The following is a 17,527-nucleotide window of genomic DNA, read 5'->3' on the forward strand; positions in this document are numbered from 1 at the left end:
TCAACTCGCCGGAAACCAGTGCGCGACTGCCCGATTGATCTCGATGTAGAGCGGAATCCCGATGGTGACGGTGTAGGAGAACGTCAGACCCAGCGCCGCCGCGAGTGGCAGCGTCGGGCTCGCCTCGGGGATGCCCAACCGCTGGACCGCGGGAAGCGTGATGTAGGACGCCGAGCTGCACAAGACCGCGAACAGCACATAGGTACCCGGCTGAAAGTGGGTGTCCGTGAGGTTCGCGTAGCAGTAGGCGCCCACGATACCCAGTAGCGCAAACAAGTTGGGCGCCAACAAACCGAAGACGATGAACCCGCTGCCCGCCAGTCTGAGATCCCGCAGCTTGCGGGACGCCGTCATGCCCATCTCGAGCAGGAACAAACACAGCACCCCCTGAAACGCCGCGACGAAAAGCTCGTTCTGGTCGTGCACCACCTTCTGGCCCTGCAGCGCGCCGATGAAACCGATGGCGATACCACCGACGAGGAGGATCAGTCCGGGGTTGAGAAACACTTCCTGCAAGATCGCGCCCGACATCAGTGGCGCGTTCTTGCGCTGCGGGTTGGCCTCGTGCCACTCGGGATGCTCTTGCTTTTCCAGCGAGAGGGCCAGCTCCTCCTCGATCCCGCGTTCGACGTCGTCGTCTCCCTCGGCCCGTTCCCGCTGCTCGGCCACTCCCGGCCCCACCGCTACGGGTGCGATGTAGCCGTGTTCGTCCGGCATGAACCCGGCCTCGTCCATCCCCCGGTGCCGCAGCCGGGCCACCAGGTAGAGCGCCACCAGACATCCGGGAATCTCCATGAACGCCAGCAGGACCGGCATGTAGGCGTCGAAGGCGATCCTGAGGCCGGCCAGGACGGCAACGCAGGTCGCGAAGGTGCCCGCCGAGTCGGATCCGTAGTAGCCGGCGACCGCCGCCCGGTCGACGCGCCGCAGCCGGGTCAGGTATCTGAGCAGGAAGTAGGTGAGCGCGCCGACGACGACGTTCAGCGCGAAGCCCAGAGCGACGAACCCGGCGATGTTGTCGATGTCGGCCGGTTTCACCTTCGCGAGTTCCTCACCGCCCTGCCAGCCGATGGCCACCAGCAGGTACATGGTCAGGCCCTGATAGATCACATAGGGGAATTCGAATCGCACCTTCAGGATCGGGATCAGGAACCCGAAATAGAAGAACAGCAACAGCGGCTTGAAGAGATTGTGGATGAAGTTCTGCCACAACTCGTAGAGCATGTACGCCTCCCGGCGACGCAGTCGGGCCCTGCGCGGGACGGCAACCGACGCGCGGCGTCACCGAACTTAGTGGAAACCCGCCGGTTCGGGGGGCCCGACTCAACCCGTCTTTACGAACAATTAACAACGAGCGGAATCGGGCGCCACCCGGCGGGCCACCGGAACACGTCAAAGGCGCTGTGGTCCAGGATGATTCGGCGGTCCCGACGATCGCCCGGCGGGCGCGAACCCTAGAACCAGTGGGCTATCAGCCGGTTGACCTCGATGTAGAGCGGGATTCCGATGGTGACGTTGTAGGAGAACGTCAGGCCGAGCGATGCGGCCAACGGCAGGGTGGGGCTGGCTTCGGGGATCGCCAGCCGCTGGACAGCCGGGACGGCGATGTAGGAGGCCGCGCCGCAGAGCACCGCGAAGAGCACGTAGGTGCCGGGCTTGAAATCGGCATGGGTGAGTGAGGAGTAGATGTGGGCGATCAGGATGCCAAGGGGAGCAAAGATGTTCGGGGCCAGCAGGCCGAAGAAGATGAAACCGGGGCCGGCCGTTCGCAGGTCCTTCAGCTTCCGGGAGGCGGTCATGCCCATTTCGAGCAGGAACAAACAGAGCACGCCCTGGAATGCCAGGACGAAGAACTTGTCGTCGTCGGCGACCACCTTCTGGCCCTGTAACCCACTCACCAGGCCGATGATGATGCCACCCATGAGCAGGACGAGCCCGGGGTTGAGGAACACCTCCTGGAACAGCTCCCGGGAGAAGATGGGCGGCTTCTTGCCGGCGGTGTGGGGCGCGTTCTCGGGCTCCCAGTCCGGATGGTCGAGTTTTTCCAGGGAGAGTTCCAGCTCCTCCTCCAGCCCGCGCTCGTGCTCGGCCTCCTCGAGGCTCTGGCCGTGCGGGGGCATCGCTGCGGCGCCGGGCCCGACTGCCACCTTGACCGGCGCGATGTAGCCCGGCTCGTCCTCCATGTTGCCGGCCTCGTCCATCCCGCGGTGGCGAAGGCGCGCCACGAAGTACAGCGCCACCAGACAGCCCGGAATCTCCATGACCGCCAACATGACCGGCATGTAGGCGTTGAACGCCATGCCGACGGCCGTCAGGACGGCCACGCAGGTGGCGAACGTCCCCGCCGAGTCCGACCCGTAATACCCGGCGACCGTCGCCCGGTCGATTCGTCGAAGCGAGGTCAGCCAATTCAGCAGCAGGTAGGCGATGCCGCCGATGACGAAGTTGAGCACGAAGCCCAACACCATGAAGCCCACGATCACCCCGACGCTGCCGGCGCTGATCTTGGCGAGTTCCTCTCCGCCGTGCCAGCCGATGGCCAGCAGCAGGTACATCGTCAGACCCTGATAGATCACATACGGGAATTCGAACCGCACCTTCAGGATCGGAATGAGGAACCCGAAGTAGAAGAAGAGCAGGAGCGGCTTGAACAGGTTGTGGGTGAAGTTGAGCCAAAACTCTTGCAGCATCCGATGCCTTCCTCGATGAGTGCGGTGATCAGGGAAAGCACCGTCCGCAAGCGGAGCCACCACGAACATCCCGACGACCGTGCAAAATTTATCCCCGCAGGTGTCAAACCGCCACTCGAATGCAAAGCACGACGTTTAAGCGTGTCGGACCGATCTGAGGCGGCCGAAGGCGGCTAATCTGCCTGGTCAGAGGCCCGCGCGTGGCGCGCTTGCGAGCGTGGGCCGGCGCCGAGGCAGGCGTGGATTTGGTGTGAAGGTCCTGTGTATTTGCTGTGGGCCCAATAGAGGGTCAATGATTCGACGAAATCAGCGACGGCCGCACCCCGACGCCCTTCTTCCGGTGCGTCACCGACACCCACGCCATTGGCGAGTAATGGGTGGTGATTTCCTCGAATCCGTCGACGCGGGAAACCGTGAGCACACCCGTATCCTGATTGATCTCGAGTTCGTCCCCGTCGCCACCCTGAACCTCTTCGCCGTTCGCGAGGCGGATTACGAACATGGTGTTCCTCTCGAAATGATTGGCCGGCACTGAGCGATCAGGCGGGTCGATTCACGATGCGCCCGTCGTCCGGCCGAAGCAACCCTCGAACGTCCGCGCAGGAGTCCATGACGCCACTCCTTTACACGCGCCGACGGAGCTGTCCAGCCACCGCACCCACAGGGGTCCCCCGGCCAGGGGGTTCACACGGTTAGACACCGATTTTAGGAGACATCACCGCCGGCCGGCCGGGCGCTGTGCGGCCGCGACGTAAACGGTCGGGAAACGTTTGGTGTCGCCGATGTCCTGGTGGGCGGGGGCGGGCCGTCGTCGATGGCCCCCGTCGCACCCTGCCAGCTGCGGAAACGGGAGACCGGACTGGGCGCCGAGGTCCGGGTGCGCGCGTTGGCGGGGGGATGGCCGGCGCTTTGACTCGACGGGAGTTTTGGCTGGCGGGCGGGGCGCGATCGACCGTGGCGGGGATCGGCCGCGCGCCGTTAGATAGGTTAGGCTACATTTACTAACCGTGACCGAGGTCAGCGTTCAGACGAGTTCCGCCGGCTCCACGTCGTCACCGATTCCGCTTCCCGAGCACGTCGACCCGGCCGACTTGGCCGCAGAGCTGGTCGCACGGCTGCCCGAGCGGGTCGGCGAGGAGTACGTCCTGTATGAGCGCAGTGGTCAATGGGTGCTGGGCAGTGGTGTGCGCGCGATGGTCGAGCTCGACAGCGACGAGGTGCGCGTCATCCGGGACGGGGTGACCCGGCGGCAAGAGTGGTCGGGGCGGCCCGGCCCCGTTCTCGGCGAAGCCGTCGACAGGCTGTTGCTCGAGACCGACCAACTCCTCGGCTGGATTGCGTTCGAGTTCGGTGTGTACCGCTATGGGCTGCAACAGCGGCTGGCGCCACGAACGCCGCTGGCCCGCGTGGTCTGGCCGCGCACACGCATCGTGGTGACCCGGGAGGAGGTGCAGCTGTGGGGTGCGACCGCGGTTCATCGCGATACGGTTCTCGGCTTGCGGGGCGACGGTGTGCCCGACGGGGGGAAGGCTCGCGCCCTTGATGTTGCCGCCGCCCCTTCGGGCTACCGCGATCGGGTGGCGTCCGCCGTCGGCGAGATCGCGGCGGGCCGCTACCACAAGGTGATCCTCTCCCGCTGTCTGGAAATCCCCTTCGCGCTGGACTTTCCGTCCACCTACCGGCTGGGTCGCCGACACAACACCCCGGTGCGGTCGTTCCTGTTGCGGCTGGGCGGGATTCGCGCGCTCGGCTACAGCCCCGAACTCGTCGCGGCCGTCCGCGACGACGGGATGGTCGTGACCGAGCCCCTGGCGGGCACCCGCGCGCTGGGCCGCGGTGTGGCGCGCGACCGGCAGGCGCGCGACGATCTGGAATCGAATTCCAAGGAGATTGTCGAGCATGCGATTTCGGTGCGGAGCTCGCTGCAGGAGATGACCGAGATCGCCGCACCCGGCAGTGTGGCGGTCACCGACTTCATGACGGTGCGGGAGCGCGGGAGCGTGCAGCACCTCGGGTCTACGGTCAGGGGGCGGCTGGATCCGTCGAACGACCGGATGGACGCGCTGGAAGCGCTTTTCCCGGCCGTCACCGCATCGGGCATCCCGAAAGCCGACGGCGTCGAAGCGATCCTGCGTCTCGACGAGAGCCCGCGCGGACTGTATTCGGGAGCGGTCGTGATGTTTTCGGCTGATGGCGGCCTGGACGCGGCGCTGACGCTGCGGGCGGCCTACGAACGCGACGGCAAGGCCTGGCTGCGAGCGGGCGCCGGCATCATCGAAGAGTCCACGCCCGAGCGCGAATTCGAAGAGACCTGCGAAAAGCTCTCCACTCTCGCGCCGTATCTGGTTGCCCGCCGCTGATCGTCTGACCGGTGGTGGCGAAGGTCACCGCGGCGCACTGAGCCCCTTTCCGCCATAGGGACCTTTGGCCCTAGTTGGCGCAGTTTCCGGCGTGTCATCTTTATGTAACCGTATGACACAGATACATTGTGCGTTACTTGACGGCACACATAACTGGAGGGCTTTGTGTCCAAAGATCTGACAAACCTGCAGCTACTCCACGAGCTGGAGCCTGTGGTCGAGGGTCTGCTCAACCGCCACCTTTCGATGTTCAAAGAGTGGAATCCACACGACTACGTCCCATGGTCCGACGGCAAGAACTTCCATGCGCTGGACGGTCAGGACTGGGAGCCCGGAGACACCCGGCTGCCCGACGTCGCGCAGGTCGCGATGGTGCAGAACCTGCTGACAGAGGACAATTTGCCCTCGTATCACCGCGAGATCGCGATGAACTTCAGCATGGACGGCCCGTGGGGGCAGTGGGTCAACCGCTGGACGGCCGAGGAGGCCAGGCACAGCACGTCGCTGCGCGACTACCTGGTGGTCACCCGCGCCGTCGATCCGGTGGCGTTGGAAAAGCTGCGCATGGAGCAAATGACCCGAGGCTTCAGCCCGGGGCAGAATCAGCAGGGCGACATGTTTGCCGAGAGCTTGTTCGACGCGGTGATGTACGTGTCGTTTCAGGAACTGGCCACCCGCGTTTCCCACCGCAATACCGGTAAGGCCTCCCAGGACCCCATCGCCGAGCGGCTGATGGCCAGGGTGTCCCACGACGAGAACCTGCACATGATCTTCTACCGGGACGTCAGCGCGGCGGGCCTGGACATCGCCCCCAACCAGGCGATGAAGTCGGTGCACCGGATCTTGCGCAACTTCAAGATGCCCGGGTTCACAGTGCCGGAGTTCCGGCGCAAGGCGGTGGTCATCGCCGTCGGCGGCGTCTACGACCCGCGCATCCATCTGGACGAAGTGGTGATGCCGGTGCTCAGAAACTGGCGCATCTTCGAACGCGAAGACTTCAGCGGCGAGGCCGCGCGGATGCGCGACGATCTTGCGGTGCTGGTCAAGGAGCTCGAGCAGGCCTCCGACAAATTCGAGGAGTCCAAGCAGCGCTATCTCGAGCGCGAGGCCCGCAAGACCGAAAAGATCACCGCGCGGAAAGTGCTTGAGACGGAGGGGCGGCTGACCCTGAGCGGACACTGAGGCGTGACGTTCAGGCCGACGAGCTGGACTCCAGATAGTCGGACAGGATGCGGCTCACCAGTGACTCGATGTTGGACTCGATCGACGACGCGAGTGTGGCGGTAACGGTGGCCACGGCTTGAGTCCGGAAGCGCACCAGCATCGTGATCAGCTCGGCGATTTCGGCATCCGCCGGAAGGGGCTCACCCGGCTTGATGCGATCCAGCACGTGCTCGGCCCCGGCGCGCACCAGCAGATCGCTGATCTTGTCGATTTCGGGCACGATCTGCTCGTGTAGGTCGATCAGTTTTTCCAATTTGACGCCGTAGCCACGGATTTCGTTGAACGCTTCGATCAGTTTCGGACGGGTGACCGTGGCGAGGTTCCCGTCGACCCGGATGACTTGCAGCGCCACCAGGCGCTGGAAGGCCTCCGGATCGTCGACGAGTCGCTGCGCGTCGACAAGCGGCATGGTCTCTGGCTTCTCGGTGGTCCAGGTGCCCACGATCGCCGTCTCCAGGCCGAGCACGTCGCCGAGATTCTTGCCTTCTTCCCAGGCGCTGAGCATTTCGCGTACGTGCGCGATGGTGTATCCGCGGTCCAGCATCGAGGTGATCAGCCGCAGCCGGGTCAGATGGGTGTCGTTGAACAAGGCGATGCGACCGACGCGCAACGGCGGGGGGAGCAGCCCGCGATCGCGATAGACCCGGATGTTGCGGGTGGTGGTGCCGGCCAGCCGGGCCAGGTCGTCGATCCGGTATTCGCCGGATGCGGGGTCGCCGTGGGGATGACGGACCGCCGCGTCGAACAGCTGCGAGACCGCCGTCTCGATCAATTGCCGGTATTCGCGCGACTGGCGCCGAACGCGCTTGGGCGCGCGCCGCACATTGTGCAGCACGCCGGCGATGGTGCCGGGTTCGGCTCTCGGAGAACGGTCGAGCGGGCGGTCGGGTGCCATGCGTTCAGCCCGGCGAGACGGCAGGCGCGCGCCGCGCCACCGCTTGGTAATCCTGGTAGCGGAAATCCCTCATCTGGCGAAGATACTGCGTCGCGAAACCCGGGTACATCGAGCCGTTGTATCCGTCCTTGGTGAGGTACCAACTGCGGCAGCCGGACATCCACGTCGTCTTGGTGAGGCGTCGCTGGATGTTGTCGTTGTGGCGGCGCTGGGCGCCTTCTCGCACATCGAGATAGCGCAGGTCGTTGTCGAGAACGGCGGTGACGCCACGCACCGCGTACTCCAGCTGACCCTCGATGTAGACCAGCAGCGAGTTGTGGCCCGGCCCGGAGTTGGGTCCGGTCATGACGAACAGGTTGGGATATCCGTGCACGTTGATGCTCTTGTAAGCCTGTGCGCCGCCGGCCCATTCGTCGGCCAGGGACCGGCCGCCGAGCCCGGTGATCGCGAAGGGGGGTCCGGTCAGATGGACGTCGTAGCCGGTGGCGAACACGACGCAGTCGACGTGATGCTCGATACCGTCACTGGTGCGGATGCCGGCCGGGCTCATCGTGGCGATCGGCCAGTCGATGAGCTTGCAGTTGTCGCGCTGCAGGGCGGGGTAATAGTCGCTGGAGACCAGCATGCGCTTGCACCCCGGGCGGAAGTCCGGCGTCAGCTGGCGCCGCAGCCACGGGTCCTTCACCTGCGCCCGCAGGTGCGCCCGCCCCAGCCGCGCGGCCAGCGAGGTCAGCGGCGTGTCCCACACCAGAGCAGTGGCGCTGGCCTCGTGGCCCCAGAACAAGGCCTGACGCGCAAGTAGCTGGGCCGCAGGGACTTTGGCAAACAGGGCTTGCACGGCTGGCGGGGTGGCGGTGTCGAGGCGCGGCAACACCCAGCACGGTGTGCGCTGGAAGACCTTGACGAACCCGGCCTGCTTCACCAGTTCGGGGATGATCTGGATCGCGCTGGCACCAGTGCCGATGACGGCGACGCGTTTGCCCGCGAAATCGTAGCCGTGGTCCCAGCGCGCGCTGTGCATCTTGTGTCCGCGATAACTGTCCAGGCCGCGAATGGCGGGGAAGCTCGCGTCCGACAGCGGACCGGAGGCCAGCACCACGGTGCGCGCGCGGAACCGCTTGCCGCCCTTGGTGGTTGCGGTCCAGATCCCGGCACCTTCGTCGAAGGTCAGATGGCTGACCTCGTGGCCGAACCGGATGCGGCGGCGGATGTCGAATCTGGTCGCCGTGTCCTCGAGGTGTCGGCAGATCTCCGGGGCCGGGGAGTAGGTGCGCGACCAGGCCGGGTTCCTGACGAACGAATACGAATACAGCAGCGAGGGAACGTCACAGCTGGCACCGGGATAGGTTGTGTCGCGCCAGGTTCCGCCGACCCGGTCGCCGCGCTCCAGGATCACGACGTCGTCGACCCCGGCGTCGGCCAGTCGAATGGCCGCTCCCAGGCCGGTGAAGCCGGCCCCGATGATGAGCACCGCGTGGGCGCGGTCGGTTGTCATGGTCAGGCCGCCGGCTTGTAGGTGAGTTCCTTGAACCAGCTGGGCACGGGCCTCAGCAGCGTCTTGGGGTATCGGTCCGACAGCCAGACCATCGAATCGGCCAGGAGCTGATAGGGATGCTGCGGGTTGACGACCATCGCGGCGTGCCGCTTGAGCAGCTGGTAGGTGGGAACACGCCAGGTGTGTTCCCCGCGCTCGCCGAGTTGTTTGAACCGCTTCACCGCGTTGTTCAGCCGCTCGGGCTCGAGTCCCATCTCGGCCATCTCGCCGTAGATGCGTTTGAGCAGCGGAACGTACATGAGCATGCCGATAATGAGGCCCGGGGACGCCGTGCGGCCAATGAGTTCGATGGCCAGTCGGCGCGCCCTGGCGTGTCCGATCAGGTCGAGCACCTCGAAATCGACCGCGATGTGCCGGGATTCGTCGTTGTTGATCTTCTCGAACACCTGGTGGCATACCGGGTCTTCCACGGTGTCCAGCAGAAACTTCAACAGCGCACCGTCGAGGGCCACCTCCAGCATCGGAATGACGGTGCCCAGCACGGACAGCGGCATGCTGTCGGCGAACGCGTCGAGCCACTCGATGGACAGCCGGATGTTGATGTTCGGCTCGGGCAGCTCGCCGTCGTCAAGCATCCCCCAGCGCTTCATCAGCGCCATCTCGGCGTTGGCGTGGCGCTGCTCCTCGGCGTGGAAGTAGCGGTAGATCTCCGCGAGCGTCGGGTCGGGCGCCTTCTTGGCCAGCGCGGCGAACCCGCGGGCGCCCACGTTCTCGATCCAGCACAGGTCGGCCATGAAGGCCTTCAGCTTGGGGCGGAATTCGGGCCGAATGGTCTCCGCACCGGGCGCGTCCCAGTCGATGTCGGCGAGCGCCCACTGCCGATCCTTGATCTTGGCGAGCATGGCTTCCATGTCGATGGCCATGGGGGGAGCTCCTTTTCGTTGACGGAATCAGGGCAGGTTGATGCGGGAGATCAGGCCGGCCGCACGCGTATAGGCCTGCGGGGCCATGCGTTTGATGCTCCAGCCGATCCTGGCGTCCAGTTGCGGCATGCAGTACAGGTCGCCGCGGTCATGCGCGTCCAGACAGATCCGCGCGACCTTGGCCGGCGAGAATCCGGTCCAGCGCATCAATCGGTGGGCCAGCTCGCTGGACTCCTCGCTGATGCGGCCGGACTCGATGATGTTGGTCTTCACGAAGGTCGGGCACAGCACGGTGACCCGCACCGCGGTGCCGGCCAGTTCGGCGGCCAGGGTCTCCGACAGTGACAGCACGCCGGCCTTGCTGACGTTGTAGGCGGCCATTCCGGGGGCCGCGCCGAACGCCGCCGCGGACGCCACGTTGATGATGCCGCGGGGGGCGTGCGACCGGGCGGCCTCGCGCAGGATCGGGGTGAATACGTGGCAGCCGTGGATCGGACCCCACAGGTTGATGCCCAGCGTCCACACCCAATCGTCCAGTGGCGCATCGCCGATGGCCGCGCCGCCGGCGCCGACACCGGCGTTGTTGATCACCAGCGTCGGCGGCCCCGAAAACCACGCCTGCGACCGCTCGGCCAGCGCCTGGACGTCCTCGAATTTCGAGACGTCGCAACGGACGGCGGTGGCCCTGGCGCCCCGTTCGGTGATCGCGTCGACCGTTTGTTGGGCGGCGGCTTCGTCGATGTCGCTGCACACGACCGCGCCGCCACGGCGCGCCAGCTCGACGGCGAACGCCGCACCGATGCCGCTTCCGGCACCGGTCACCACCGCCGAGGCGCCCCGGCTGGTCTTGGCCCTGCCCAGCAGCCTGTCCAACATCGCTCAGTGCACCTCCTCGGCGAGCGCCCGCGCGTCCTGCAACGCGTGGGCGATGAACCGCGCAACGTAGGTCACGGCCTTGGCGGCTTCGGGTGTCAGGCGCGGCAGCGCTTGAAAGACGTGCACCTGGTGTGGCCAGATCTGGAGTTCGCACCGACCGCCAGCGGTCCGGATGTCGGCGGCGAGCTGACGCGCGTCGTCCTGGAGCATCTCCGCGCCGCCGGCCTGGATCAACGTCGGCGGAAGTGGCGGCCCGCCGGCCACATTGAGTGTCAGACGTTGGTGAGCGGGATCGAGGCCGGTGTGATACATGGCGACCAGGCGGGCCGCGTCGGCGGCCCGGATCGCCGGATCGCGGTGAAGGCGTTCACGCGCGAGGCAGAGCGCGAAGGTGATGTCGTAGAGCGGGGAGAACAGCGCGAGCGCGGCGGGGTGATCGGCCGTGATCTCCGGTTGCAGCAACATGTCGACGGCCAGGTGACCGCCAGCCGAATCTCCGGCGATCACTGTGCGTTTCGGCGATATGTCGCGGGCTTGCATCAGCCAGTCCCACCCGGCCCGGACGTCCTCGGCGGCGGCGGGGAAGCGGTGGCGGGGTGCCAGTCGGTAGTCGATGCAGAACACCGGCAAGCCGGTCAGGGATGAGAGCCAGGATGTCAAGCGCCGGTGCGTCTTTGGCGAGCACACGGCGTAACCGCTGCCGTGGACGTAGTAGATTGTGCCCGCGCTGGTTGACGATCGCGGGGTCCCGCTCGTCGGCGTTCGCGGTCCGTAAACCCATTCGCCTTTGACGCGGCGGCCGTCGGGCAGCATGGCGTCGACGTGTTCCACGCGGGTGCCGGCCAGCGGGGGACCGAAGGTCCCCATGATCCCGGCGATGATCCGCCGCGACAGCCACAAGCCCCATGCCCGCTCGGGCGGGAGCAGGCCGGTGACGGGCCGCAGGGTGTATGTACTCACCGCTGCCGCACCGCGGGACCGCAATGACCCGCGAGCCGGAACACCGTCCGCCATGCCACGCAGTCAACACCAAATGGTGACATTGGTCAATGGCAGCTTTTGGAGCCGTCCGCGGAGTCCGGCGACGTGCAGCCGGCTTTGGGTGCCGGGGGCAAACGAAAGCGGTTGCTATTAAGCGTGTTTCGGCTCGGATGAGGCCGGGGCAACCCGCTTAGTTGGGTGGTGGTGGTTGTGGTTGGAAGGGTTGGTACCACCACCATTGGGCGCGTTCGCCGGTGGGTCCGGGGCATGGTGCGACGGCGGGTGGGGCGAGGGTCGCTGAGTGGTCTGCCGCGGTTGTCGGTGACGGTGAGGTCGGCGGCGGGTCCGGTGAGGGTGATCAGGCCGCGGTGGTGCAGTCGGTGGTGATAGGGGCAGACCAGTACGAGGTTGGCCAGCTCGGTGGGGCCGCCGTCTTCCCAGTGCCGGAGGTGGTGGGCGTGCAGGCCGCGGGTGGCGCCGCAGCCGGGCACCGCGCACATGCGGTGGCGATGCTCCAGCGCCCGGCGCAGCCGCCGGCTGATGGTGCGCGTCGTTCGGCCGGCGCCGATGACCTCGCCGGCACGTTCGAACCACACCTCGCAGGTGGCATCGCAGGTCAGGTAGCGGCGGTCATCCTCGGTGAGCAGCGGACCCAGATGCAGCGCGGCGGCGGGCTGCTCGACGGCGAGGGGCACCACCACGGTGGTGTGCTGCCCGTGCGGCCGGCGGGCCGCCTCGGCATCCCACCCGGTCTCGACCAGGCGCCGAAACGCCTCGACGGTGCCCGGCACCGGCGGCGCGATCTTCGCTGCGGCCTGGCCGTTGTCGCGGTCGTGTTTCCATTCGGCGATCAGCGCATCCCGATGAGAGGCCAAGGCGGCGTCGAACTTCGCCGCGTCCAGGTGCGGCAGCCTGATGCGCCAGCAGGTGAACTCCTCATCGGCGGTCTTGGTGATCGCCGGCTGCGGTTGCGGCCGAGTCTGAGGTTCGGGTCGCGGTTCCAGCTTGACCGCGGTGCGCAGCTGGTTGACCGTGGCGACCTGGGCGAGCTGCGCGTAATGCTCATCGGATCCCTCACCCGCTTGCGCGGCGATGACCCCGACCTGATCCAGCGACAGCCGACCTTCCCGCAGGCCCTGGGCGCAGCGCGGAAACTCCTGTAGCCGGTGTGCCACGGTGCTAATCGTGTGGGCATTCGCCGACGACAAGCCCAGCTTCCAGGCCACCAACGCCGCCACCGACCGCGCACCCGTGACACCACAGAGCTCGTCACGATCCAACTCAGCGACGATCTCCACGATGCGCCCATCAATCGCATTACGCTGACCCGCCAACTCCGCCAACTCCTCGAACAACCCATCCAGGCGCTCGGCAGGGGTAACTGCAGCGGGAGGCGAGGCGGTCAAAGACATAACCACATCATCGCAGCGACCACCGACAAATCCCGGCTACCCAGCCTCCCTGCCCGCCGGTCCGGTTATGCCCGACGAGCCTTTCCGCCAGCGAGGCCACATCCGTGTACCGGCTAGATCATCCGGGGTCCGCCGAAGCCGGGAACCGTGCCGATCGGGATCAACGCGAGCGCGATGGCGAGAACGGCGAACCGCCGCAACGCTTTTGGGGAGGGCTCCTGGTCCATCTCCGGCCGGCGCGCCGCGAAGAGGATGAACACCACGCCGACATCCAGCGCCACGACCGTCAGCCAGCGGGTCCAGTCGTAGCCGGTCAGGAAAACCGGGCTCACCAACAGCAGGGCAGCGATGACCCACGCCATCCGCCCGCGCAGCGCCTCGACGAACGCATCCAGTGGCACACCCGAGGCGTTGCCCAGTCCCCACATCGTCGCCACGACGGCGGCCGCACCGAACAGGAGGGACATCGTCAGGCCGACTATCCCGATGTGGCCGACGGTCCGGATGGCATCGCCGATCCCGTTGTCGTAATTCGGCATCACGTTGCGGCACACCCAGTCGTGATAGTCGGTCTGCCTCGTTCGCCCGTCAATGACGTAGCGCAGCAACGTGGTCGGCGACGTCACGGTGGCGAACGGGTTGGGCATCAGGCGGTGGGGAACCGACGCGCACAGTTGCGCGGCGACGTCGTGGCGACCGAACGCCGCCACGGCGGCCGTCGCGACGACGCCCGGCACCACCGCGAGCAGCGCGCCAAGCCCCCAACTGTTCTTCAGCGCGCTTCCGAGGACCAGGACCGCCAGCACGGACCCCAACGCGAACTGCAGCCCTACCGCCTCGTGCACGAGCGTCAACGCCGCGATCGCCGCGCCGTAGGCCGCGCACCACGCCGTTGCGACGGCGCGGGAACGCGCGACCACCAGCGCGCAGGAGAAAAGCGCCAGGGCCGCCCCACCGAACAGGTCCGGCCGGGCCGAATAGGCCGCAAACGGGACACCGAAGGGCAACAACGGGATCAGCATCGCCACCATCAGCCTGCGCCCCGACCGAGGGCGACCGACGAGGATCACGCCCGCGACCGTCGCCAGCGCGCACAGGTAGACCGCCGTCGACAACCACCGCAGGCTCAGCGTGGCCGCGAAGTAGTGGCCCGGCACCGAGTGCACCAGTTCACCCGCGAGCCCGCGCCGCACGAAGCCGTGCGTGTAATCGGCGGCGTAGTACGACATCCAGTACACGTCGAGCGGAACGATCTTGATCGCGAACCACAGCATCACCGCCGCCCAGGCCGCGATGCCGGCACCGATACCCACATACCTGAGGCGACGTGCGTGTTCGGGCGCCGTCACCTTCGGCTCCGCCGTCAAATCCGCCCCGCATAGACCGTGGTGGCGGACAGCTGCAGATCTGCCAGTGCACTCAACGCCAGATCGCGGGTCTGTGCCGCGGTGTTGTCGGCGTCGGCCCGGCACGCGATCACATTGAGAAACCGGCTGCCGTTGATTGTGCCTGTGGTGCAGAACAATTGGCCCTGCATCTGTTCGAGGCGGCCGCGGGTGACGCCCTGCTCGGCCAGCCGGATACAGACCTCGTCGGCATCCTCACCGTCGATGCGCCCGACCGCGGCGTCGAGGCTCCCGAGGTTGGAGCAGCCGACCGGGAGCCGGCCGGTCGACATCGCGATGCCTTCGGCGTGCCGGACCAGCCGGCGCGGCGTGTACGGGACGAGGGGCAACGCGGCGAGCATCTCGTTGGGCTGGTGTTGCAGCGACGTCAGCAGCCGCTTGACCTCTGCACGCACGCAACCCAAGTCGTTGGTCACCGCGGCTCCGTCGACGGTGAGGGTGATCGAGGTCAGTGCGTTGGCGCGGTCGTCGGCGGCGGTGCGATCGCTGACCGGAAGCACGACCGTCGCCGAGTTCCCGTCGGCGAGCACCCTGCCCATGCGGTGAGCCAGGCGGGCCGCGAACGCGATGAAGAGCGTGTTGCTGCTGCCCTGGAGACTGCGCGCCCGCGCTTCCCATGCCGCGGCGTCGGTTTGCACAGTCACCGATGGCAGCGCCGTCTGGTCATCGCCCATAGGGGAGGGCGGCCCGGGCTGATGCGCCCCACGGGGGCCGGCCGGAGCCTTGAGCGTGATGGCCAGCGTCACCATCAGTGCGCGAATGGCCGCCGGCAGGCCGCGAACGGCGTCGATCAGATCCTCGCACACGGCGCGCAGCCGGGCCCGTGAATGTGGCTGGGGATAGCCGAAATTGCGTCGTTCACCCTTGACCGCTTCGGTGACCGCCGTGATGAGCCCGAGCCCGTCGACAACGCAGTGTGATGCCACCAAGGTGACCGCCGCACCGCCGCCATCCAACGGCAGGACGCCCAGATGGAACACCGGACCGTCCTCGGGATCGACGGGCACCTGCGCGCGTCTTTCGACCCACGCGCCGACCTGCGACCGCGGTTGCCGTGGTTCCAGTGCGATGTCGGGTGCGCGGTTATCCAGCACCCAGCGATGACGCCCGAACGGCAGCGGCGAACGCTCGATCCGCCGGCCGAGAAGACCGGCGCCCAGATCCTCGTTGAAGCCCCGCAACGCGTCGAGGTGCACGTCGCGGTCGTACAGCCACGTGCACTGCACCGTGCTGCCTTGACCGGTGGCCCGCAGCCGCAAGAAGGCGGCCTGGTCCAGAAACGCCAGCCTCGTCACCGGCGCCCCGCTTCGACCGCTCGCGCTCGGCACGCGATTGCCGCGGCCTCATTGATACCGAGACCCTCCGCACGAGAAGAGAACTGCATCAGGCGTCGACGTGCAGCCCGGCGTCCGCTACGCGCGTGAACTCGGCACGCATCGTCTCGACGTAGCGCAGGACGGACCCGCGGGCGACCTCGGTGCCCGGGTAAGCGGCCACCAACTGCGTTCCGTCGTGCATGCGGTTGACCCACATGCACACCGTCTCCGATAGCCGGTTGTCACCCCAGATCCCCGCACGCAGGCCGTCGAAGTAGTCACCGAACGGGAGCTTGCGGATGTCGATGTAGGACAGCATCGGGACGGGCCGGTCCGGAACCTCGAGACGCCCCCACGATCCGTCCGCCCTCTCCAGCAAGTGGTAATAGGGGACGGCGCCGAGTGACGTGTTCGCGTCGAACGATGCCTGGGCGGCGCTGACCACCTCGGCGAAGGAGGCACCCGCCGTCGGGATCGCCAGCGGGACGAAGCTGGCCAACCAACCCACCGCGGTGGCGTGGGCGGGATCTCGCCGGTTGTCGAAGGGAGTGAGCCCGAAGTACGTGGCCGCGCCGGTCAATCGATGTTCGGCGAGTGCGGCGCAGGCGAACACGCCACCGCTGAACCGGGCTCCCGCGGCGCGGCACGTCGCCTCGAAACGCCGGCCCTGGTCGCCATCGATCAGGTTGAACACGTCGATGGCACCGGGCGTGTCCGCGGAGGCCTCGCCGAGTTCGAGCGGGAACTTCGGCAGCGCACCGTTGTTTGCGGCGAGAAAGGCTCGCCAGCGCCGGATTTCGGGCGAATCCTCATCGAGGGCGGCGGTGTGGGCACGTTGCTTTGCGCTGTATTCGCGGTGACTGGGTGCGGGTGGCAGCGCGACGTGCCCCTGCTGCAGCGCGGTGAAATACGCCGTCTGGATGTCCAAGAAGATCACACCGGCCGACATGCCGTCGGCGCGTAAGTGGTCGACGGCAATGAAAATCGTGAAACGGTCCTCGCCCTGGATGATTCCGAAGCTGAAGCAATCCCATTGCAGCGGATCGGGCGTGTCCAGGATCAGCTTGCGGATCTCGAGCGGAGCCATTTCGCCGAGAACCGTTGGCGCCAAGGCGATGCTCTCCGGGTTGTCAATCACGTAGCGGAGGATCTCGTCGTCCTTGCCGCGGAGGGCGAACCAGTCGTGGTAGGCGTCGTGGCGCCGCACATGGCTGTTCAGCGCCTGCGTCATCGCATCGATATCGCAGACGCCGCTGATCTCCCAGGCACCGATGCACAATCGCGGGATGTCACGACCGAGGCTGACCTGCCGGCGGTAATACCGAAGATGCTGCGACTGCTGGTAACTGACCGGGGCGGGATGATATTGCGCTTCGGTGGCGCGCGCGTACGTGTCCGCGGTGGGATACCAGGACACGACGGTGCCCTCGGCCGTCCAGTCGTCCACCGTGCCCAGGAACATGCGCTACCTTTCCTTCGTCGGTTAGCGGCGTCAATTCCGAACGGACTTGACCCGACTGCTTGGAAGTTGCTGAACGACGTTGTCCTCGCTGCGGTTCGAGCCGCTGCTCCCGCATGCTGGCGCAACCATAGTGGGCCCCCTTGAACCCGGCAATCTCAGAGGATTTCTGAGCAATCCACCCCATTGCCATCGTCTGTGCCGTGCAAGGTAACCGCAACGCGAACGCGCTGAATTCGCGCGCGGTTAACTCCAAAACAGTTCTCTACCAAGCCTTTACATCGACGTCTCGACCCAATCCGTCGATGTCTTCCCCGATAGCCGGCGCTATCTTGACGAAGCCATTCCCGGCTCTGTCAATCCTGCAAAACGGGCCTCGGTCACCATATCCCAGGTACGGCCACGGCGGAATAGTACCAGCCGAACACTTTTTGCGCTTGTCGAGCAAACGGCCCGAGCGTTCTGGGGCAATAAGGGGAGCGACCACGCG

At 66.6% G+C, this 17,527-nt stretch carries 13 protein-coding genes and 1 pseudogene; 2 read left to right on the forward strand and 12 right to left on the reverse strand.

Annotation, left to right across the window (positions count from 1 at the left end):
- The 3 genes from C1737_RS02140 to C1737_RS02150 form a co-directional block, all read right to left on the reverse strand.
- Positions 1 to 1,224: a sodium-dependent bicarbonate transport family permease gene (locus C1737_RS02140; RefSeq protein ID WP_102417094.1), complete on the reverse strand. Its 1,224-nt coding sequence runs from the start codon at positions 1,222 to 1,224 to the stop codon at positions 1 to 3.
- A gap of 230 nt (positions 1,225 to 1,454) precedes the next feature.
- Positions 1,455 to 2,690: a sodium-dependent bicarbonate transport family permease gene (locus C1737_RS02145; RefSeq protein WP_102417095.1), complete on the reverse strand. Its 1,236-nt coding sequence runs from the start codon at positions 2,688 to 2,690 to the stop codon at positions 1,455 to 1,457.
- Between the two features lie 289 nt (positions 2,691 to 2,979).
- A complete protein-coding gene (locus C1737_RS02150) occupies positions 2,980 to 3,192 on the reverse strand; it encodes a hypothetical protein (protein WP_067918747.1) in 213 nt (70 codons plus the stop codon).
- Positions 3,193 to 3,697: 505 nt separating this feature from the next.
- Between C1737_RS02150 and C1737_RS02155 the strand changes: the two genes are divergently transcribed.
- Both C1737_RS02155 and C1737_RS02160 read left to right on the forward strand, forming a co-directional pair.
- A complete protein-coding gene (locus C1737_RS02155; RefSeq protein ID WP_102417096.1) occupies positions 3,698 to 5,050 on the forward strand; it encodes a salicylate synthase in 1,353 nt (450 codons plus the stop codon).
- 165 nt (positions 5,051 to 5,215) lie between these two features.
- Entirely contained in the window at positions 5,216 to 6,232 is a 1,017-nt protein-coding gene (locus C1737_RS02160) for an acyl-ACP desaturase (RefSeq protein ID WP_067918692.1), read from the forward strand.
- Positions 6,233 to 6,242: 10 nt separating this feature from the next.
- On the opposite strand, the gene C1737_RS02165 is transcribed toward C1737_RS02160, so the two are convergent.
- The 9 genes and pseudogenes from C1737_RS02165 to C1737_RS02205 form a co-directional block, all read right to left on the reverse strand.
- Positions 6,243 to 7,169 (reverse strand): MerR family transcriptional regulator, encoded by a 927-nt coding sequence (locus C1737_RS02165; RefSeq protein WP_102417097.1) that lies wholly within the window; start codon positions 7,167 to 7,169, stop codon positions 6,243 to 6,245.
- Positions 7,170 to 7,173: 4 nt separating this feature from the next.
- A complete protein-coding gene (locus C1737_RS02170; RefSeq protein ID WP_369807463.1) occupies positions 7,174 to 8,664 on the reverse strand; it encodes a flavin-containing monooxygenase in 1,491 nt (496 codons plus the stop codon).
- Between the two features lie 2 nt (positions 8,665 to 8,666).
- Positions 8,667 to 9,587: a reductase gene (locus C1737_RS02175; protein ID WP_068099107.1), complete on the reverse strand. Its 921-nt coding sequence runs from the start codon at positions 9,585 to 9,587 to the stop codon at positions 8,667 to 8,669.
- 27 nt (positions 9,588 to 9,614) lie between these two features.
- A complete protein-coding gene (locus C1737_RS02180) occupies positions 9,615 to 10,463 on the reverse strand; it encodes an SDR family oxidoreductase (RefSeq protein ID WP_102417098.1) in 849 nt (282 codons plus the stop codon).
- Positions 10,464 to 10,466: 3 nt separating this feature from the next.
- On the reverse strand, positions 10,467 to 11,477 hold the full coding sequence (locus C1737_RS02185) for an alpha/beta hydrolase (protein ID WP_082974833.1): 1,011 nt from the start codon (positions 11,475 to 11,477) through the stop codon (positions 10,467 to 10,469).
- A 157-nt stretch (positions 11,478 to 11,634) separates the two neighbouring features.
- Positions 11,635 to 12,856: pseudogene (locus C1737_RS02190) on the reverse strand (HNH endonuclease signature motif containing protein).
- 113 nt (positions 12,857 to 12,969) lie between these two features.
- Positions 12,970 to 14,169, reverse strand: a complete 1,200-nt coding sequence (locus tag C1737_RS02195; RefSeq protein WP_369807464.1) for a hypothetical protein — start codon at positions 14,167 to 14,169, stop codon at positions 12,970 to 12,972.
- Positions 14,170 to 14,219: 50 nt separating this feature from the next.
- Entirely contained in the window at positions 14,220 to 15,557 is a 1,338-nt protein-coding gene (locus tag C1737_RS02200; RefSeq protein WP_102417100.1) for a hypothetical protein, read from the reverse strand.
- Positions 15,558 to 15,645: 88 nt separating this feature from the next.
- Positions 15,646 to 17,040: a condensation domain-containing protein gene (locus tag C1737_RS02205; protein WP_102417101.1), complete on the reverse strand. Its 1,395-nt coding sequence runs from the start codon at positions 17,038 to 17,040 to the stop codon at positions 15,646 to 15,648.
- Positions 17,041 to 17,527 lie beyond the last annotated feature (487 nt).

The sequence above is a fragment of the Mycobacterium sp. 4858 genome (assembly GCF_900240975.1).
GTDB lineage: Bacteria > Actinomycetota > Actinomycetes > Mycobacteriales > Mycobacteriaceae > Mycobacterium.